The organism is Streptomyces puniciscabiei, assembly GCF_006715785.1.
GTDB classification, from domain to species: Bacteria; Actinomycetota; Actinomycetes; order Streptomycetales; family Streptomycetaceae; genus Streptomyces; species Streptomyces puniciscabiei.
On sequence record NZ_VFNX01000001.1, the window covers coordinates 5,817,159 to 5,835,004 of the forward strand.

Sequence of the window (17,846 nt, forward strand, 5' to 3'; positions counted from 1 at the left end):
ATGCCGTATCTCACCAGCCCGGTCGTGCCGGCCGGCAGCCTCAACCGTGCACCTCAGCCCAGCCTTCCCGCCGGCGACGGCCTGCTGCTGCGCCCCTGGCACGCGCGGGACGCGCCCGCGGTGCACGCCGCCTTCCAGGACCCGTTGATGCACCAGTGGCACATCAGGGCCGCCGACTCCGAGGAGGAGGTCGCCGGCTGGATCACCCAGTGGCGCAGCTCCTGGGAGGAGGAGCGCGAGGCACAGTGGGCCGTCGTGGACGCGGACACCGACGCACTGCTGGGCCGGGTCGCGCTGCGCCAGATCCTGCTCGCCGACGGCTGCGCCGAGGTCGCGTACTGGACGGTGGCACGCGCGCGTGGCCGGGGTGTCGCGGTCCGGGCCACCACCCCCCTGTCCCGCTGGGCGTTCGAGGAGGTCGGCCTGCACCGCCTCGAACTCTCGCACGCCACCGCCAACGAGGCCTCCTGCCGCGTGGCCGCCAAGGCCGGTTTCGCCGCCGAGGGCACCCGGCGCAGCGCTCTGCTCCATCCCGACGGCTGGCACGACATGCATCTCCACGCACGCGTGCGGGGCGACTGAAAGGGGCGCGCCATTCCCCGAAACGCGATACATCGTGTGTATTGACCATCGCGAGCGGAACGCGATATGTTCGTGTGCGGATATTCGGAAACGAGGTGATGCCATGGCCATGAAGCGTCGCAAGCTCGGCAACCCGCTGGCGCTCGCGGTGATGGCGACCCTCTGGCAGAAACCCATGCACCCGTACGAGATCGCCCAGACCCTGCGCCGCCAGGGCAAGGACACCAGCACGAAGATCAACTACGGCTCGCTCTACACGGTCGTGCAGAACCTTCAGAAGCACGGCTTCGTCGAGGTGACCGACGTGGAGCGGCAGGGCAACCGCCCCGAGCGCACGGTGTACGGGCTGACCGACGCCGGGCGCGAGGAGCTGACCGAGTGGCTGTCGGACCTCGTCGCCGTCCCGGTGAAGGAGTACCCGATCTTCGAAACCGCCCTCTCGCTCATGGGCGCGCTGCACCCGGACGAGGTCGTGCGGCTCCTCGAGGAGCGGCTCAGTGCTCTGGAGATCCAGGTGGCGAGCGGGCGGGGAGCGCTGGAGAAGCTGTACGAGACGCTGCCGCGGCTCTTCCTCGTCGAGACCGAGTACCAGCTGCACATGACCGAGGCGCAGGCCGAGTGGGTCCGCGGCTTCCTGGCCGAGATCAAGGAGGGCACGCTGCCGAGGATCGACGAGTGGCGGCACTACCACGAAACCCGGGAGCTGCCACCGGACCTCACCGCGACCACCTGAGAGAACACGACCCCGGCGGGGCTGTTGCAGCAGCTCCGCCGGGGTCTCGAACCCCGAAACGGATCCGCCGTGCGCGGCTCCGGGCCATCGAGGTGCGGCACACCCAGGATAGCCCGGCGCTCTTCACGTGGATCTTCCATCCCTCACACACGCAGGAGAGCAGTCGTCATGAACACCCGTGCGCCCGCCGTGGAGGCGCGCCGGCTCGTCAAGACCTATCCCGGTGACGTCACCGCCCTGAGCGGCATGGACATCACCGTGGCACCGGGCACCGTCTTCGGACTCCTCGGCCCCAACGGCGCCGGCAAGTCCACCACCGTCAAGATCCTCACCACCCTGGCCCGCCCCGACTCCGGCACCGCCACCGTCGCCGGGCACGACGTGCTGCGCCACCCCGACCGGGTGCGCCGCGCGATCGGCGTGGTCGCCCAGCAGTCCGGCGCCGACCCGGTCGCGACCGGCCGGGAGAACCTGCAACTCCAGGGCCGCCTCTACGGTCTGACCGGTACGGCACTGAACCGGCGGGTGGACGAGCTGCTGGAGCGGTTCGCCCTGGCCGATGCCGCCCGCCGGCCGGTCAAGGGCTACTCGGGCGGCATGCGGCGCCGCCTGGACGTCGCCCTCGGGCTGGTGCACCGGCCCGAGGTGCTCTTCCTGGACGAGCCGACCACCGGCCTCGACCCGCAGGCGCGCACCGCGATGTGGGAGGAGATCGGCCGGCTGGCCGGTGAGGAGGGCCTGACCATCCTGCTCACCACGCACTATCTGGAGGAGGCCGACCGGCTCGCCGAGCGCGTCGCGATCGTCGACCGGGGCCGGATCGTGGTCGAGGGCACCCCGGACGCCCTCAAGGGCGAACTGCGCGGCGACGCCGTCCACCTGGAGCTGAGCGAGCCGGTCGGCGAGGCCGGACGCACGCTGCTCACCGGCGCCCTGACCGCACTGCCCGGGGTGCACGAGGCGCTGTGCGAGGGGCGCCGCATCAGCGTCCGCGCCGACGACGGGGCGGCCAGTGTGCCCGCCCTGCTCGCCGCGCTGGACCGGGCCGGGGTCACCGTCTCCTCGGCCACCGTCGCCCGGCCCTCGCTGGACGACGTCTATCTGCGCCACGCGGGCCGCCGGTACGCGGAGGCGGAGGCCGAGACCCGGGCCGTGCTCGCCGGAGGTGTGCGATGAGCGCCGCCCTCACCCAGACCTGGTACATGACCCAGCGTCAGCTCAGGGTGTTCGCCCGGCAGCCCGCCTACGCGGCCATCACCCTGATCCAGCCGGTGATCTGGCTGTTCCTGTTCGGCAACCTCTTCAAGAAGATCGTCCAGCTGGGCGGCTTCGGCACCACCTCCTACCTGGACTACCTGGTGCCGGGCGTGGTGGTCATGAGCGCGCTCAGCTCCAACATGTGGGCCGGGATGGCCACCTTGGAGGAGATCCAGCGCGGCACTCTCGACCGTTTCCTGACCACCCCGGTCAGCCGGGCCGCGCTGATGAACGGCAACGTCGTCAACAACGGCCTGGTCACGGCGTTCCAGTCGCTGGTCATCGTGCTGCTCGGCCTGCTCGGCGGCGCGGAATACCCGGGCGGCGTCGGCGGCGTCGCGATCCTCGTGCTGTCGGCCGTCCTGCTCGGCACGGTCTTCGGGGCCCTGTCCAACGCGCTCGGCATGCTCGTGCGCGAACGCGAGTCGATCATCGGCATCAACACCTTCCTGCTGCTGCCGCTGACCTTCCTCTCCAGCGCCTTCATGGCACCCTCGCAGATGCCCGGCTGGATGCGGCACATCGCCGACTTCAACCCGCTCGACTGGGCCATGGTGGCGGGCCGTTCGGCGATGTCCGAGCATCCCGACTGGGGTGACGTCCTGGGCCGCGGCGGGGCACTGCTGGCGCTGGCCCTCGCGGCGGTGTGGCTGTCGATCCGCACCTTCCGCTCGTACCAGCGGTCGGTGTGATGATGTAGGGCATGCCGCCCTACGACCTCGCGAACCGGCTCGTCGTCGGTGTCGCCTCCAGCGCCCTGTTCGACCTGCGGGAGTCGGACGCGGTCTTCCGCGAGCAGGGCGAGGAGGCCTACCGGGCCTACCAGGAGGAGAACGTGGACCACACGCTCCGGCCCGGGGTCGCGTTCGCGTTCATCCGCAGGCTGCTGTCGCTGAACGACCTCGGCGAGCCGGGAGACCCGCTCGTCGAGGTCATCATCCTCTCCCGCAACGACCCGGACACGGGCCTGCGGGTGATGCGGTCGATCGAGGCCCATGAACTGCCGGTCAGCCGGGCGGTGTTCATGCAGGGCAGGGCGCCGTACGCGTTCATGACCGCGCTGAACATGTCCCTGTTCCTGTCCGCGAACGGCGACGACGTGCGCGAGGCGGTGGTGGCCGGCCTGCCGGCCGGGCATGTGCTCGGATCGTCGTACGCGGACGACCCGGACGACCGGGAACTGCGGATCGCGTTCGACTTCGACGGGGTGCTCGCCAGTGACGCCGCCGAGCAGGTGTACCAGTCCGGCGGCCTGGAGGAGTTCCGCGCGCACGAGACCCGCAACGCGGCGACCCCGCACGACCCGGGACCGCTGCGGGACTTCCTCGCCGGGGTGAACCGGATACAGCGCCGGGAGGAGGAGCGGCGCAGGACCGACCCGGACTACCCGAGCCGGGTCCACGTCACCCTCGTGACCGCGCGCGCCGCGCCGGCTCACGAGAGGGCCGTGCGGAGCCTGAAGCAGTGGGGCGTGACGGTCAACGGCGCCTTCTTCCTCGGGGGCATCGAGAAGGGCGCGGTCATGAAGGTGCTCAAGCCCCACATCTTCTTCGACGACCAGGTGACACACCTGCACAGCACGTCCCGGACCACACCGAGCGTGCACATCCCGTTCGGGAAGATCAACGAGAGTTGAGCGGGGGCCGCGCTCAGGCCGCCGCCGGGCCGCTCTCCTGCTCGGCCTCGATACGGGCGTTCCACTCCCGCTTGGAGGCCTGCCAGCCGTCCTCGTTGTGACCCAGGCGCCAGTATCCGGAGATCGACAGGTCCTCGCGCGGTATGTCCAGTTCGACCCGCAGCAGCCGGCGCAGCTCCTTCACGAAGCCCGCCTCGCCGTGCACGAACGCGTGCACCCGGCCCTCGGGGAACGCAAGCGCGCGTACGGCCTCCAGCAGGGCCTCGCCGACCGGCCGGTCCCCGCGGTGCAGCCAGACGACCTCCACATCCGAGTCGATCTTCTGCTCCTCCTCGGGGCCGGACACCTCCACGAAGGCATGTGCCCGGGTACCGGCGGGCAGTGCCTCCAGGGACCGTGCGATCGCGGGCAGCGCGCTCTCGTCACCGGCGAGCAGGTGCCAGTCGGCCGTGGGGTCGGGGGCGTAGGCGCCGCCGGGGCCCATGAAGCGCACGGTCTCGCCCGGCCGCACGCGGCATGCCCACGGGCCGGCCAGGCCCTCGTCGCCGTGGATGACGAAGTCCAGGGTCAGCTCGCGGTGTTCGGCATTCCAGGCGCGCACGGTGTAGGTGCGGGTGACCGGCCACTGCTCCCGCGGGAACTCCGCGCGGATCCGCTCCAGGTCGAAGGGTTCCGGGTAGGTCACCCCGTCGGGGCCGAAGAGCAGCTTCACATAGTGGTCGGTGCAGGTGTCCGCCGCGAAGTCGGCCAGACCCTCGCCGCCGAGCACCACGCGCTGCATGTGCGGGGTCAGCCGCTCGGTGCGGACCACATGGGCGGTGCGGGTCTTGCGCGGCTTTCGAACCGGACGCTCTGCCATCACGACCTCCAGCAGGATGGTTAGGTTTACCTAAGTTAGCATCTCGCTTCCCTGGAACACCCCTTTTCCGAGCGGCGGCTGAGAGCCCTTTGCCGGAATATTCCGGTCGAGGTCATGCGGGACGCTCGGCGAGCGTGGTCAGCAGCCGCTGCAGGGAGCCGCCGAGCCCCCATCGCGCGGCCAGCCGCTCCAGTGCCGCCGGGTCCCGCGGGGCGTGCGGCAGGGTCGTGTCGACGTCCGGCAGCGGTACGTCGTCCGCCACCCGTACCACCTTGGGCGCGACCGCGACATACGGCTGGGCCTCGGTCAGCCGCTTGCGCTGCGACGGCGTGAGCCTGGCCCGCGGGTCGTCGACCGCCGCCATGATCCCGGCCAGGTCGCCGTACTCGGCGAGCAGCTTGGCGGCCGTCTTCTCGCCGATCCCGGCCACGCCCGGCAGGCCGTCGCTCGGGTCGCCGCGCAGCAGCGCCAGATCCGCGTACCCCCGCCCGTCGACGCCATACTTCGCGCGCAGCACCGCCTCGTCGGTCAGCTGCAGGGTGCCGACGCCCTTCAGCGGATACAGCACCCGGATCCCGCGCGCGTCGTCCACCAGCTGGTACAGATCCCGGTCGCCGGTGACGATGTCCACCGGGCCCCGGGCCCGCGCGGTGAACGTGCCGATCACGTCGTCCGCCTCGTACCCCGCGACGCCGACCCGGGCGATGCCGAGCGCGTCCAGCACGTCCTCGATGACCGGCACCTGCGGGGAGAGGGTGTCGGGCACCTCCTCCACGTCCGGCGCGTCCTCGTGTTCCTCGGCGACCCGGTGCGCCTTGTAGGTCGGGATCAGGTCCACCCGCCACTGCGGACGCCAGTCGGCGTCCATGCAGGCCACCAGCTCCTGTGGCCGGTGGTCCCTGACCAGCCGGTCGATGAAGTCCAGCAGCCCGCGCACGGCGTTCACGGGCGTGCCGTCCGGCGCCTTCACGGAGTCCGGGACGCCGAAATAGGCGCGGAAGTACAGCGATGCGGTGTCGAGGAGCATGAGTCGTCCGGTCACGCTCGCATCATGCCGTACGGCACTGACACTCACCCGGCACCGACAGTCACCCGGTAAGCGACAGCAGCCAACTCCAGCGCGGCTGCTCCAGAACGAGCGCCGCGCAGGCCAGCAGGGTCGCGGGCACGGCGGCCCAGGCCGGCCACAGCCACCACGCGGACACCACCGCGGCGACCAGCTGCAGCAGCACGAACACGATGGTGACCCAGCCGGGGACGGGCAGGAGCACCTTGGTCTTGTCGCCCGGAGTGGCGAAGACCGCCGGCACACCGATGAGCACCACCAGCGACAGCACGGCCGGCGGCCAGGAGTACCCGGCCAGGGCCCAGGGCGTCGCCACCCAGGCGACGAGCTCCGTGGCGAATCGGAAAGCGGACGGGACTCTGTCGTCGGGTCGTTCCACGGTTGCCCCCTCAACTGCGGTAGGCGGGCATCGTAGACCCGCTGTGAGGTGAGCCACTTAAAAGTTTGACCATCTCGATCGCGGGGAGGTGCCGCCACTGTCCTGTCCCCGAGACGAGAGGTACGCGTGCAACCCAGGCTTGAGGCCGGGCACCTGTTCAAGGTGTTCGGCAGACGACCGGACCGAGCGGTGGAACGCCTGCGGCAGGGCGCAGACCGGAAGGAGCTGCGCGCCGACGGCACCACCGCCGCCGTGATCGACGCCTCCTTCCGCGTCGAGGCGGGCGAGATCTTCGTCGTCATGGGCCTGTCGGGCTCCGGCAAGTCCACCCTGCTGCGCATGCTCAACGGCCTGCTGGAGCCTACGGCGGGCAGCGTCCGCTTCGACGGCCAGGACCTGACCGCGCTCACCGCCCGCGAACTGCGCGAACTGCGCTCGAAGAAGATCAGCATGGTGTTCCAGCACTTCGCGCTGTTCCCGCACCGCAGCGTCCGCGACAACGCCGCATACGGCTTGGAGGTGCAGGGCGTGCCCCGCGCCGAGCGCGAGCGTCGCGCCGACGAGGCGCTCGCCCTGTGCGGCCTGGCCGGCTGGGAGGGCTCCTGGCCCGACGAGCTGTCCGGTGGCATGCAGCAGCGTGTGGGTCTCGCCCGCGCCCTCGCCACCGACGCCGACCTGCTGCTGATGGACGAGTCCTTCAGCGCGCTGGACCCGCTGATCCGCCGGGACATGCAGGACCAGCTGCTCCAGCTGCAGCAGACCCTGAAGAAGACCATCGTCTTCATCACGCACGACCTCAACGAGGCCATGCGGCTCGGCGACCGCATCGCCGTCATGCGCGACGGCCGCATCGTGCAGACCGGCACCGCCGAGGACATCCTGCTGCGCCCCGCGAACGACTACGTCGCCTCCTTCATCCAGGACGTCGACCGCTCCCGCGTGCTGACCGCCGCCGCCGTCATGGACACCGACCCGCGCGGCGACGAGGCCGACTGCCGCTGTGAGACGGCGACCCCCGAGACGCCGTTCGCCGAGCTGTGCGCCATCAGCGCGCGGCTGAGCCACCCGGTCGCCGTCGTGGACGCCGACCGCACCCTCGTGGGGGTCGTGCCCCGCCGGCGCCTGGTCGGTTTCCTCGGCGACGAGCAGGGTCCGCCGGCGGCCTGCGGCAACGGCGGGGAGAAGGTGATCGGCCGTGCCTAGGATCCACCTCGGCGACTGGGTCGACTCCGGCGTCAACTGGCTGGTCGACCACCTCTCCTGGCTCTTCGACGCCGTCAAGGCCGTCATGGAGGGCATGTACAACGGCATCGACACCGTCCTCGGCGCACCCCAGCCACTGCTGATGGCCGGCATCCTCGCCGTCCTCGCCTGGTGGCTGCGGGGGCTGTCGGCCGGTGTGCTCGCCTTCGCCGGATTCGCGCTGGTCGACTCGCTCGCCCTGTGGGACCAGGCCATGTCCACGCTCGCCCTGGTGCTGGTCGCGACCCTGATCGCGCTGGCGATCTCGCTCCCGCTGGGCATCTGGGCGGCCCGGTCCAAGGCGGTCAGCGCAGCCGTACGGCCCGTCCTGGACCTGCTCCAGACCATGCCGTCGATGGTTCTGCTGATCCCGGCCATGCTGTTCTTCGGTCTCGGCACGGCCGCCGGTGTGGTCGCCACCCTGATCTTCGCGCTCGCCCCCGGCGTCCGCATGACCGAGCTCGGCATCCGCCAGGTCGACGCCGAACTCGTCGAGGCCGCCGAGGCGTTCGGCACCGCCCCGCGCGACATCCTGTGGCGCGTCCAGCTGCCGCTCGCCCTGCCGACCATCATGGCCGGCGTCAACCAGGTGATCATGCTGGGCCTGTCCATGGTCGTCATCGCCGGCATGGTCGGCACCGGCGGCCTCGGCGGCGCCGTCAACGAGGCCATCGGCCAGCTCGACATCGGCTACGGCTTCGAGGCGGGCGTCGGCATCGTCGTCCTCGCCGTCTACCTGGACCGCATCACCGGCGCCCTCGGCACCCAGCTCTCCCCGCTGGGCCGCAGGGCCGCCGCCAAGACCCGCACGCGCGCGTGGTCGTACCGCCCGAGCCCGGCCGTCGCGGTCGTCGGCGTGGTCGTGCTCGCACTCGTCGCGGGCGGCATGGGAATCTTCGGCACGCCCGCCGGTACCTCCTCCGAGGCCTCCGGCACGAACGTCGGCAAGGGCAAGCAGATCAAGATCGGCTACATCCCCTGGGACGAGGGCATCGCCTCGACCTTCCTCTGGAAGGAGATCCTTGAGGAGCGCGGCTTCAAGGTCACCACCACCCAGTACGCGGCCGGCCCCCTCTACACCGGCCTCGCCACCGGCCAGCTCGACTTCGAGACCGACTCCTGGCTGCCCACCACCCACGCCGAGTACTGGAAGAAGTACGGCAAGCAGCTCGACGACCTCGGCAAGTGGTACGGACCGACCTCCCTGGAGCTGACCGTCCCCTCCTATGTGAAGGACGTCAACTCCCTGGCGGACCTGAAGGCCCACGCCTCCGAGTTCGGCGGGAAGATCATCGGCATCGAGCCCAGCGCCGGCGAGATGGGCCTGCTCAAGAGCAAGGTCCTCAAGGAGTACGGCCTCGACGGCACGTACCAGGTGATCGACGGCTCCACCCCGGCCATGCTCGCCGAGCTCAAGCGCGCCTGTGCCAGGAAGCAGCCGGTCGTCGTCACCCTGTGGTCCCCGCACTGGGCCTACAGCGACTACGGCCTGAAGAAGCTCAAGGACCCCAAGGGTGCCTGGGGCGGAGGCGACGGCGTGCACACCCTGGCCCGCAAGGGCTTCGCCGCCGACAATCCGCAGATCGGCCGCTGGCTGAAGGACTTCTCCATGACCGAGAAGCAGCTCACCGGCCTGGAGGCCCGGGTCCAGAAGGCGGGCAAGGGCAAGGAGCAGGACGCCGTCCGCGCCTGGCTGCGCGAGAGCCCCGGCCTCGTCGACAAGTGGGCCCCGGTCGCCAGGAAGGACGCCAGGAGCCAGGCCGCCGACTGAGCCGAGAGCCTGGCGGCCGGGTGACCTGACGACTGGCCCGGACCGCCACCCGAGGGGCGGGCAGCGCCGGACGCCGACGAGCGTCCGGCGGGGCCCGCCCTTCGCGGTCTCGACGGGTCCTTGAGGCCCGCTGCACCGGGCACGGCAAGGATCAGGCCAACCACGGTCCGTGACGACCCTTGGCCCACACCCGGGGCCCCCGCCCTGCTGGTCGGCATATTCACCCGCGGCCGCGACCCCGCCCAAGACCGGCCCGGGGCCCCGTCCCACTGGCGCGAACCGTGAGGGTGGGGGCCCGGCGGCATGACGGGGATGTGACAGCCGCGTGAAACGGTTTGCCGAACATGCGTAGGGTGCAGAGAAGTCATCAGAAGAGGTGTGCCCCGAGCCGGGCACCCGGAGAGCGGCACGACGAGCGAGGGAGGGAGCCGGAGCGATGGGCGACCACAAAGAACAGCCCGTGCGGGTGGGCGCGGCCGTCCGGCGGCGCCGCCGTGCCCTGGAACTGACCCTCGCCGTCGTGGCCGAGCGCAGCGGTCTGTCGGTGCCCTTCCTCAGCCAGGTCGAGAACGACCGGGCCCGCCCCAGCCGCACCTCGCTGGAGAAGCTCGCCGACGCCCTGCGCACCACGGCCGTCGAACTCCTCGCCGCCGCCGACCCGGCGGCCAGCGTGGACGTCGTCCGCGCCGACCCGGTCGCCGAGGGCGGCTTCCAGCCCCGGACCCGCTCCCTGGTGCGTGGCCACCACCAGCTGCACGCCTCCGAGTTCACCGGCGACCACGATGCCGGCCGGGAGTTCCAGCACCGCAACGACGAGCTGATGTACGTCGCCGACGGCGCGGTGGAGATCGAGGCGGAGGGGCGCGCCTATCGCCTCGGGCGGGGCGACACCCTGTATCTGACCGGTGGGGTGCGGCATCGGTGGCGGGCGACGGTGCCGGACACGCGGGTGATCGTGGTGGCGGTGGCCGAACACATCGAGGCCGTGCAGGACCGGTCGCGGTAGTGCGGGTCGTCTCCCTGGTCCCGTCCCTCACCGAGGCGGTGGCGGTGACGCTGCCCGGGGTGCTGGTCGGCGCCACCGACTGGTGCAGCCGTCCGGCCGGCCTGGACGTCACCCGGATCGGCGGGACGAAGAACCCCGAGCTCGACCGCATCCTCGCCCTCGCCCCCGACCTGGTGATCGCCAACGAGGAGGAGAACCGCGCCCCCGACCTGGAGGCGCTGCGCGCCGCAGGCCGTGACGTGCTGGTCACCGAGGTGCGGAGCGTTCCGCAGGCCTTCGCCGAGCTGGCGCGGGTGCTCGGCGCGTGCGGTGCGCCGGGACGGCCCCGCTGGCTCCAGGATGCGGAGGCGGCCTGGGCGGAGTTGCCGGAGCCGGCCGAGCGCCGGACCGCGGTCGTACCGGTCTGGCGGCGGCCCTGGATGGTCCTCGGCCGGGACACGTTCGCCGGCGATGTCCTGGCCCGGCTCGGCGTCGACCACCTGTACGCCGGCCATCCCGACCGCTATCCCCGCGTCCCGCTGGACGAGCTGCGGGCAGCCGACCCGGGCCTGGTGGTGCTGCCCGACGAGCCCTACCGCTTCGCCGCCGACGACGGTCCGGAGGCCTTCCCCGGTCTGGCCTGCGCCCTGGTCAGCGGGCGGCACCTGACCTGGTACGGCCCGTCACTGGCCGAGGCGCCGCGGGTGCTGACCGAGGCGCTGCGAGCAGCTCGCCGCTGAGCAGACCCCGTACGGTGCCGGCGGCGGCCACCGCCCAGGCGGCGGCGAGCAGGGCGTACAGCCCGACGGCCAGCGCGTCGTAGACCGCCAGGCCGGTGTGGCGGGCGAGCGCCATGGCGCCGGTGACACAGGTGCCCACGGGGAAGGTGAACGCCCACCAGCTCATCGCGAACCGCATGCCCTGCCGGCGGGCCCGCACCACGTGCGCGATCGCCAGCGCCAGCCAGAGCAGCGCGAACCCCATGACCGGCACCCCGTACAGGACGGCGAGGACGGCGAGGCCACGGGCGTCCGCGGCCGGGACCACCCCGGGCGCCGCGTCCCCGATCTTGGCGACCGCGGTGGTGGACTGGCCGAGGGGACCCAGGACCAGGAACAGCGTCGGCGTGAGCGCGAGCGGCAGCGGCCCCGAGACCAGCCGGGCGAAGACCAGTGAGAGCATGAGCAGCGTCGCGAGCAGGCTCAGCCCGAACAGCGCGAGACAGGCCAGCAGAAGGGTCGCGCGGGGCTGCCCCGCGGGCAGGTGCGGCACCAGCAGCGGGCCGAGCGCGGCCGACACCATGGGCGCGACCAGCGGCAGCAGCCAGGCGGGCGTCGCCTGTGCGGGCTCGACACGATGCCGTACGGCCATCAGGTACGGCACGGCCACGGCGGCCGCAAGCCCGACCACCGTACCGGCGGTGAACAGCACGGCGTCCAGGACGACGGCCGTGGCCGAGCCGATCAGGTCCTTCCCGGCCGTCAGGGCACCGCCGCCGACCGCCAGCAGGGCCATCGACAGACAGCCGTAGAACGGGGCCACGGCGGGGTCCAGGAGATCCGCGCGGGCCCGGTCGCGGTGGTGGGTCCAGTGCAGGGCCCGGGCCGCGAGCAGGGCCACCAGCAGGACCAGGGACACCGCCCAGGCTCCGGCGAACACGGCGCGCAGACCCGCCGCGTGTGCGGGCAGCGCGACGCCGGCCGAGCCGAGGATGGCCGTGCCCATGACGGCGGCGTACCAGTTGGGGCCCAGGTGGCGGACGTGGGCGGCGCGGGGGCGGGAAGCGGCGGGCAAGGGCCGGGCTGCGGTGACCATGGCCCCACGGTCTCGTCGGCGCCCGCCACTGACCAGGGAGGTCCTTTCTATCAGGGCATAAGCTGTGTTTATGAGCGAGGTGAAGGGACAGCGAGAGGGCCGAGAGGGCACTGAACCCGAGCGCACGGCGTCGCTGGCGCACCGGGTGCCCGACCTGTCCGCGCTGGAGCTGCTGCTGGCGGTGGCGCGGCTGGGCAGCCTCGGTGCGGCGGCGCGCGAGGTCGGCATCACGCAGCCCGCCGCCAGCAGCAGGATCCGCTCCATGGAACGGCAACTGGGGGTGGCCCTCGTGGACCGCTCGCCGCGCGGTTCCCGGCTCACTGACGCGGGCGCCCTGGTGACGGACTGGGCCCGTCGGGTGGTCGAGGCCGCGGCGGCCTTCGACGTGGGCGCGCGGGCACTGCGGGACCGGCGGGACTCGCGCCTCAGGGTCGCGGCGAGCATGACCATCGCCGAGTACCTGCTGCCGGGCTGGCTGCTCGCGCTGCACGCCGAGCGCCCCGACACGGCGGTGTCGCTGCTCGCGGGCAACTCGGCGAAGGTCGCGGAACTGCTGCTGGGCGGGGAGGCGGACCTCGGGTTCGTGGAGGGTCTGTCGATACCGACGGGGCTGGACTCCGCCGTCATCGCCCGCGACCGCCTGATCGTCGTCACCGCGCCCGGCCATCCCTGGGCCCGCCGCCGGCGCCCCGTGACGGCGGAGGAGCTGGCGGGCACCCCGCTGATCCTGCGCGAGCGCGGTTCCGGCACCCGGCAGGTCCTGGACGCGGCGCTCGGCGGCCTCGCCCGGCCCCTGATCGAACTGTCCTCCACCACGGCGGTCAAGGCATCCGCCGTCAGCGGCGCGGGCCCCTCCGTCCTCAGCGAACTGGCGGTGGGGGAGGAGCTGGCCATGCGGCGCCTGGTCAGCATCCCGGTGGAGGGCGTGTCCCTGCGCCGGGACCTGCGCGCGGTCTGGCCCACGGGTCACCGCCCGACCGGCCCGGCACGGGAGTTGCTGTCGCTGACACGGGGATGACGGGGGCCGCTTCGTGGCGCGGCTCGGCTGGAGCTGAGCGGGGGTGGGTGTCGCTGGCCCGCGCTTGCGGGGTGCCGCCGCGCCCACCCGTGCCGCCCCAGCGGCACGACTGCCCGCAGCGGCGGCGGCGCCTCGAAGGCGCCGGCACTGCAGCGCCCCGAAGGGGCGCGGGGAACTGCGCGATCAGCCACGACGGACCCGCACCCGGCAGCGATCCACAACCCCTACGGCGCTGCCCCGCTCGCCGCCACGGCGGCCCCGTACTCGGCAGCGGTCCGTAACTCCTACGGCGCTGACCCGCTCGCCGCCACGGCGGCCCCGCACTCGGCAGGGGTCCGTAACCCCTGCGGCGCTGACCCGCTCGCCGCCACAGCGGTCCCGCACTCGGCAGGGGTCCGTAACCCCTGCGGCGCTGACCCGCTCGCCGCCACAGCGGTCCCGCATCGAAAACCCTTGGCCAGGCCGCGCAGCGACCCGGCACCATGCTCGGCATGATCGTCACCGCCCCGCCCGCCGCAGGCGTCCGCGCCCCCTGGGAAGAGCTCCCCGCCGCCGTCCGGGACGCCGTGGGGGAGGTGCTCGGCGCGCCGGTCGTACGGTCGCGGACACAGCCCGGCGGTTTCTCGCCGGGCGTTGCCGCACGGGTGCGGACCTCGGCGGGGGGCACCGGGTTCGTCAAGGCGGTGAGCGGCGCAGCCAACCCGCACAGCCCCCGCCTGCACCGCCGGGAGGCCCGGATCGCCGCCGCGCTCCCGGCCGCCGTACCCGCGCCGCGGCTGCTCGGGACGTACGACGACGGCACCTGGGTGGCGCTGGTCTTCGAGGAGGTGGCAGGCCGTCAGCCGCATGTGCCCTGGCGTCCGGACGAGTTGCGCCGGGTTCTCGACGCGGTGACCGTGCTCGGCCGCGCCGGCACACCGTGTCCCCTCGACGTCCCGCCCGTCGCCGAGGAGCTGGCGGACACCTTCAACGGGTGGCGTCGGCTGCTCGACGGCGAGGCCGGTGACGTGCGGGAGCGGCTCGGTGCCTGGACCGCCGGCCATCTGCCCGACCTCGCCGCGCTGGAGGCCGGCTGGGCCGAGGGTGCCTCGGGGGACACCCTGGCCCATGCCGACCTGCGCGCGGACAACGTGCTGCTCACGGCCGACGGGGGCGTCGCCTTCGTGGACTGGCCGCATGCGATGCGCGCCGCGCGCTGGTTCGACCTGCTCGTCATGCTGCCGTGCGTGCGGGCCCAGGGCGGGCCCGATCCGGAGGAGGTGTTCACCGGGCACCCGCTCGGCCGGGGCGCCGACCCGGACGCCGTGACCGCCGCGCTGGCCGGCCTCGCCGGCTACTTCCTGGGCAGCTCCCTGAACCCGGCACCACCGGGCCTGCCCACCCTGCGCCCCTTCCAGCGCGCCCAGGGCGACGCGGCTCTGGACTGGCTCAGAAGGCGGCTGGGAAAGCGGCTGTGAGAGGCCGGTCCTACGGCCGCCCGCCCGTGCCCCGGGCGGCGGCTGTGACCAGGGCCGACATCACCCGCAGGTCGTCGCCCATCTCGGGGTGCCACTGCACGCCCAGCGCCCAGCCGCGGTCCGCGGGCAGCTCGACCGCCTCCACCGTGCCGTCCGCCGCGTGGGCCGACGGCACCAGGCCCGCGCCGAGCCGGTCCACGGCCTGATGGTGGTAGGTGGGCACGGTCGTCTCCTCCGGGACGATCCCGGCGTACAGGCTCCCCGGTACCGGTTTGACCGGGTGGCCGCCGAAGACGCCGACCACCTCCGCGTGCCCCTCCAGGTGCTGGACCAGCGTCCCGCCGAGCGCCACGTTCAGCAGCTGCATGCCCCGGCAGATGCCCAGCACCGGCATTCCGGCCTCCAACGCGGCCTCGATCAGGGCCAGTTCCCAGGCGTCGCGAGCCGGTGCGGGCGGACCGGTACGGGGCTCGCGCTCGGCGCCGTACCGGGCCGGGTCCACGTCCGGACCGCCGGCGATCACCAGCCCGTCCAGCCGGGCCAGCGTCGCCGCCGCGCGCTCGGGTGCGTCCGGCGGCAGCATCGCGGCCAGCCCGCCGGCCCGCTGCACCAGCCGCGGATAGCCGGCCGGCAGCAGCGCCGCGTCCAGCTCCCACACGCCCCAGCGCGCGCCGGACTCCAGATAGGTGCTGATGCCGATCAGCGGTCGTACGGTCATTGCCGCCCTCCCCGGAAGCCGAAGGTTCACACTCGCTGACGGTTCGCACTCGCTGACGGTTCGCACTCGCCGGCGGTTCGCACTCGTCAAAGGTTCACAGTCGTACCTTTCCAGAACCGTCTCACGCCAGGAAGCCCCGCAGCAGCGCCGCCGTGCCCGCGCAGTGCTCGCGCATCATCTCCCGCGCGCCGTCCGCGTCGCCGTCCAGCACCGCCTCGACCAGCGCGGTGTGCTGGCGCTGCGAGTGCTCCAGGTTGCGCACCAGCAGCGGGATGCAGTCCAGCAGGTCGTTCACCGTGGCGCGGACCGCCGCGTACTGCGCGGTCAGGGAGGGCGAGCCGCACAGCTCGGCGAGGGTCAGGTGGAGCAGGGTGTCCAGACGGCGATAGTCCGCCAGCGGGGCGTCGTGGGTGCGGGCCAGTGCCTCGCGCAGCCGGTCCGCCTGCTCGTCGTCGAGCCCGTGCGCCGCGCACAGTCCGGCCGCGCCGACCTCCAGCACCTCGCGGAACCGCAGTACGTCCTCGATGTCGACCTCGGCGATCCGCCGCCGCAGCTCGTCCTCGCCGCCGGCGTCCGCGCGCGGCAGGACGAACGTTCCGCCATAGCGGCCGCGCCGCGCCTCCACCAGCCCCTGGTCCTGGAGCACCTTCAGCACCTCGCGCAGCGTCACCCGGCTGATCCCGAGCCGCTCCGCCAGGTCCCGCTCGGCCGGCAGCCGCTGGCCGCCCGGCACCAGCCCCAGCCGCACGACCTGGAGGATCTGCTCCAGCGCCTCCTCGAAGCCGTTGCCCGCCCGTACCGGCCGCAGCACCGGAGCGAGCCGGTCGACTCCGGGCACCTGGGCCCCGGGCCACTCCGTCTCCCGCGACATCTGCCGCACCCCCTTCCCAAGCAATGGTTCTGAGCAATACCTTATGGCTCCCGGCCCGGCCGAAAAAGCGCTTCAGGCGCCGAAGGAGGCTTCTCCCGTGGCAGACCGCACACCCCCGCTCAGCGTCGAGGAACTGCACGCCCTCGTCGCGAGCGGTGAGATCGACACTGTCGTCCTGGCCTTCCCCGACATGCAAGGGCGGCTGCAGGGCAAGCGGTTCGCCGCCCGTTTCTTCCTCGACGAGGTCCTGCGGCACGGCACCGAGGGCTGCAACTACCTGCTCGCCGTCGACACCGAGATGAACACCGTCGACGGCTACGCGATGTCCTCCTGGGACCGCGGCTACGGCGACTTCGCCATGCACCCCGACCTCGCCACCCTGCGCCGCATCCCCTGGCACCCCGGCACCGCCCTGCTCGTCGCCGACCTCGCCTGGAACGACGGCTCCCCGGTCCTCGCCGCGCCCCGCCAGATCCTGCGCCGCCAGCTCCAGCGGCTCGCCGAGCTCGGCTACAGCGCCCAGGTCGGCACCGAGCTGGAGTTCATCGTCTTCAAGGACAGCTACGAGGCGGCCTGGGACGCGGGCTACCGGGGCCTGACCCCGGCCAACCAGTACAACATCGACTACTCCATCCTCGGCACCGGCCGCATCGAGCCCCTGCTGCGCCGGCTGCGCAACGACATGGCGGGCGCCGGCCTCACCGTCGAGTCCGCCAAGGGCGAGTGCAACCCCGGCCAGCACGAGATCGCCTTCCGCTACGACGAGGCCCTCGTCACCTGCGACCAGCACGCGCTGTACAAGACCGGCGCCAAGGAGATCGCCGCCCAGGAGGGTGTCTCGATCACCTTCATGGCCAAGTACAACGAGCGCGAGGGCAACTCCTGTCACATCCACCTCTCGCTCGCCGACGCCGACGGCGACAACGCGATGGCCGACGGCGACGGAATGTCCGACGTCATGCGGCACTTCCTCGCCGGACAGCTCGCCGCGCTGCGCGACTTCTCGCTCCTCTACGCCCCGAACATCAACTCCTACAAGCGGTTCCAGCCGGGCTCCTTCGCGCCCATCGCCGTCGCCTGGGGCCACGACAACCGCACCTGCGCGCTGCGCGTCGTCGGCCACGGCCGCTCGCTGCGCTTCGAGAACCGCCTCCCCGGCGGTGACGTCAACCCCTACCTCGCCGTCGCCGGTCTGGTCGCGGCGGGCCTGTACGGCGTCGAGCAGAAACTCGAACTGCCCGAACCCTGCCCCGGCAACGCCTACACCGCGGACTTCGAGCACGTGCCGACCACCCTGCGCGAGGCCGCCGAACTCTGGGAGAACAGCCCCATCGCCAAGGCGGCCTTCGGCGACGAGGTCGTGGCCCACTACCGCAACATGGCGCGCGTCGAGCTGGAGGCCTTCGACGCCGCCGTCACCGACTGGGAGCTGCGCCGCTCCTTCGAACGCCTGTGAA

Annotated in this window: 18 protein-coding genes; 12 read left to right on the plus strand and 6 right to left on the minus strand. The window is 72.5% G+C overall.

Annotation, left to right across the window (positions count from 1 at the left end):
* From FB563_RS26930 to FB563_RS26950, 5 genes are all read left to right on the plus strand, one after another.
* Complete coding sequence (locus FB563_RS26930) at positions 1-582, plus strand: GNAT family N-acetyltransferase (RefSeq protein ID WP_055703427.1); 582 nt, start codon at positions 1-3, stop codon at positions 580-582.
* A gap of 103 nt (positions 583-685) precedes the next feature.
* Positions 686-1,315 carry a PadR family transcriptional regulator gene (locus tag FB563_RS26935; protein WP_055703426.1) on the plus strand — a complete coding sequence of 210 codons (630 nt, stop codon included), beginning with the start codon at positions 686-688 and terminating at the stop codon, positions 1,313-1,315.
* A 168-nt stretch (positions 1,316-1,483) separates the two neighbouring features.
* A complete protein-coding gene (locus FB563_RS26940) occupies positions 1,484-2,491 on the plus strand; it encodes an ATP-binding cassette domain-containing protein (protein ID WP_055703425.1) in 1,008 nt (335 codons plus the stop codon).
* The gene (locus tag FB563_RS26945; protein WP_055703424.1) at positions 2,488-3,264 is read left to right on the plus strand and encodes an ABC transporter permease; all 777 of its coding nucleotides are present in this window, start codon (positions 2,488-2,490) and stop codon (positions 3,262-3,264) included. The genes FB563_RS26940 and FB563_RS26945 overlap by 4 nt, the downstream gene beginning before the upstream one ends.
* An 11-nt stretch (positions 3,265-3,275) precedes the next feature.
* Positions 3,276-4,208: a 5'-nucleotidase gene (locus tag FB563_RS26950; protein WP_055703423.1), complete on the plus strand. Its 933-nt coding sequence runs from the start codon at positions 3,276-3,278 to the stop codon at positions 4,206-4,208.
* Between the two features lie 13 nt (positions 4,209-4,221).
* Here the strand turns inward: FB563_RS26950 and FB563_RS26955 are convergent, their stop codons facing one another.
* From FB563_RS26955 to FB563_RS26965, 3 genes are all read right to left on the minus strand, one after another.
* The gene (locus tag FB563_RS26955; RefSeq protein WP_055703422.1) at positions 4,222-5,067 is read right to left on the minus strand and encodes a siderophore-interacting protein; all 846 of its coding nucleotides are present in this window, start codon (positions 5,065-5,067) and stop codon (positions 4,222-4,224) included.
* A gap of 112 nt (positions 5,068-5,179) precedes the next feature.
* A complete protein-coding gene (locus FB563_RS26960; protein WP_079048466.1) occupies positions 5,180-6,109 on the minus strand; it encodes a 5'-3' exonuclease in 930 nt (309 codons plus the stop codon).
* Between the two features lie 46 nt (positions 6,110-6,155).
* Positions 6,156-6,512, minus strand: coding sequence for a hypothetical protein (locus FB563_RS26965; protein ID WP_055703420.1), 357 nt, complete (start codon positions 6,510-6,512; stop codon positions 6,156-6,158).
* Positions 6,513-6,638: 126 nt separating this feature from the next.
* On the opposite strand from FB563_RS26965, the gene FB563_RS26970 reads away from it, so the two are divergent.
* The 4 genes from FB563_RS26970 (at position 6,639) to FB563_RS26985 (ending at position 11,250) form a co-directional block, all read left to right on the plus strand.
* The gene (locus tag FB563_RS26970; protein WP_055703419.1) at positions 6,639-7,715 is read left to right on the plus strand and encodes a quaternary amine ABC transporter ATP-binding protein; all 1,077 of its coding nucleotides are present in this window, start codon (positions 6,639-6,641) and stop codon (positions 7,713-7,715) included.
* On the plus strand, positions 7,708-9,525 hold the full coding sequence (locus FB563_RS26975) for an ABC transporter permease/substrate binding protein (RefSeq protein ID WP_055703418.1): 1,818 nt from the start codon (positions 7,708-7,710) through the stop codon (positions 9,523-9,525). The genes FB563_RS26970 and FB563_RS26975 overlap by 8 nt, the downstream gene beginning before the upstream one ends.
* Positions 9,526-9,961: 436 nt before the next feature.
* Entirely contained in the window at positions 9,962-10,531 is a 570-nt protein-coding gene (locus FB563_RS26980; protein WP_055703417.1) for a helix-turn-helix domain-containing protein, read from the plus strand.
* Positions 10,531-11,250 (plus strand): helical backbone metal receptor, encoded by a 720-nt coding sequence (locus FB563_RS26985; protein WP_055703416.1) that lies wholly within the window; start codon positions 10,531-10,533, stop codon positions 11,248-11,250. Before FB563_RS26980 ends, FB563_RS26985 begins: the two co-directional genes overlap by 1 nt.
* Here FB563_RS26985 and FB563_RS26990 read toward each other — a convergent pair.
* On the minus strand, positions 11,162-12,325 hold the full coding sequence (locus tag FB563_RS26990; RefSeq protein ID WP_142218948.1) for an SLAC1 family transporter: 1,164 nt from the start codon (positions 12,323-12,325) through the stop codon (positions 11,162-11,164). The genes FB563_RS26985 and FB563_RS26990 overlap by 89 nt on opposite strands.
* Positions 12,326-12,395: 70 nt before the next feature.
* Here FB563_RS26990 and FB563_RS26995 point away from each other — a divergent pair, with 70 nt between their 5' ends.
* Positions 12,396-13,343, plus strand: coding sequence for a LysR family transcriptional regulator (locus FB563_RS26995; protein ID WP_142218949.1), 948 nt, complete (start codon positions 12,396-12,398; stop codon positions 13,341-13,343).
* A 491-nt stretch (positions 13,344-13,834) separates the two neighbouring features.
* Complete coding sequence (locus tag FB563_RS27000; protein WP_055707228.1) at positions 13,835-14,800, plus strand: phosphotransferase; 966 nt, start codon at positions 13,835-13,837, stop codon at positions 14,798-14,800.
* A gap of 10 nt (positions 14,801-14,810) precedes the next feature.
* Here the strand turns inward: FB563_RS27000 and FB563_RS27005 are convergent, their stop codons facing one another.
* Positions 14,811-15,518, minus strand: a complete 708-nt coding sequence (locus tag FB563_RS27005) for a gamma-glutamyl-gamma-aminobutyrate hydrolase family protein (RefSeq protein ID WP_055707223.1) — start codon at positions 15,516-15,518, stop codon at positions 14,811-14,813.
* 121 nt (positions 15,519-15,639) lie between these two features.
* The gene (locus FB563_RS27010) at positions 15,640-16,389 is read right to left on the minus strand and encodes a FadR/GntR family transcriptional regulator (RefSeq protein WP_055707229.1); all 750 of its coding nucleotides are present in this window, start codon (positions 16,387-16,389) and stop codon (positions 15,640-15,642) included.
* A 97-nt stretch (positions 16,390-16,486) separates the two neighbouring features.
* Between FB563_RS27010 and FB563_RS27015 the strand changes: the two genes are divergently transcribed.
* Positions 16,487-17,845: a glutamine synthetase family protein gene (locus FB563_RS27015; protein WP_055707224.1), complete on the plus strand. Its 1,359-nt coding sequence runs from the start codon at positions 16,487-16,489 to the stop codon at positions 17,843-17,845.
* Position 17,846 lies beyond the last annotated feature (1 nt).

What these genes read in the sequence shown, in the direction of transcription:
- FB563_RS26930 (WP_055703427.1), top strand. Translation starts at nt 1, where the DNA reads ATGCCGTATCTCACCAGCCCGGTCGTGCCGGCCGGCAGCCTCAACCGT.
- FB563_RS26935 (WP_055703426.1), top strand. Translation starts at nt 686, where the DNA reads ATGGCCATGAAGCGTCGCAAGCTCGGCAACCCGCTGGCGCTCGCGGTG.
- FB563_RS26940 (WP_055703425.1), top strand. Translation starts at nt 1,484, where the DNA reads ATGAACACCCGTGCGCCCGCCGTGGAGGCGCGCCGGCTCGTCAAGACC.
- FB563_RS26945 (WP_055703424.1), top strand. Translation starts at nt 2,488, where the DNA reads ATGAGCGCCGCCCTCACCCAGACCTGGTACATGACCCAGCGTCAGCTC.
- FB563_RS26950 (WP_055703423.1), top strand. Translation starts at nt 3,276, where the DNA reads ATGCCGCCCTACGACCTCGCGAACCGGCTCGTCGTCGGTGTCGCCTCC.
- FB563_RS26955 (WP_055703422.1), bottom strand. Translation starts at nt 5,067, where the DNA reads ATGGCAGAGCGTCCGGTTCGAAAGCCGCGCAAGACCCGCACCGCCCAT.
- FB563_RS26980 (WP_055703417.1), top strand. Translation starts at nt 9,962, where the DNA reads ATGGGCGACCACAAAGAACAGCCCGTGCGGGTGGGCGCGGCCGTCCGG.
- FB563_RS26990 (WP_142218948.1), bottom strand. Translation starts at nt 12,325, where the DNA reads ATGGTCACCGCAGCCCGGCCCTTGCCCGCCGCTTCCCGCCCCCGCGCC.
- FB563_RS26995 (WP_142218949.1), top strand. Translation starts at nt 12,396, where the DNA reads ATGAGCGAGGTGAAGGGACAGCGAGAGGGCCGAGAGGGCACTGAACCC.
- FB563_RS27000 (WP_055707228.1), top strand. Translation starts at nt 13,835, where the DNA reads ATGATCGTCACCGCCCCGCCCGCCGCAGGCGTCCGCGCCCCCTGGGAA.
- FB563_RS27005 (WP_055707223.1), bottom strand. Translation starts at nt 15,518, where the DNA reads ATGACCGTACGACCGCTGATCGGCATCAGCACCTATCTGGAGTCCGGC.
- FB563_RS27010 (WP_055707229.1), bottom strand. Translation starts at nt 16,389, where the DNA reads ATGTCGCGGGAGACGGAGTGGCCCGGGGCCCAGGTGCCCGGAGTCGAC.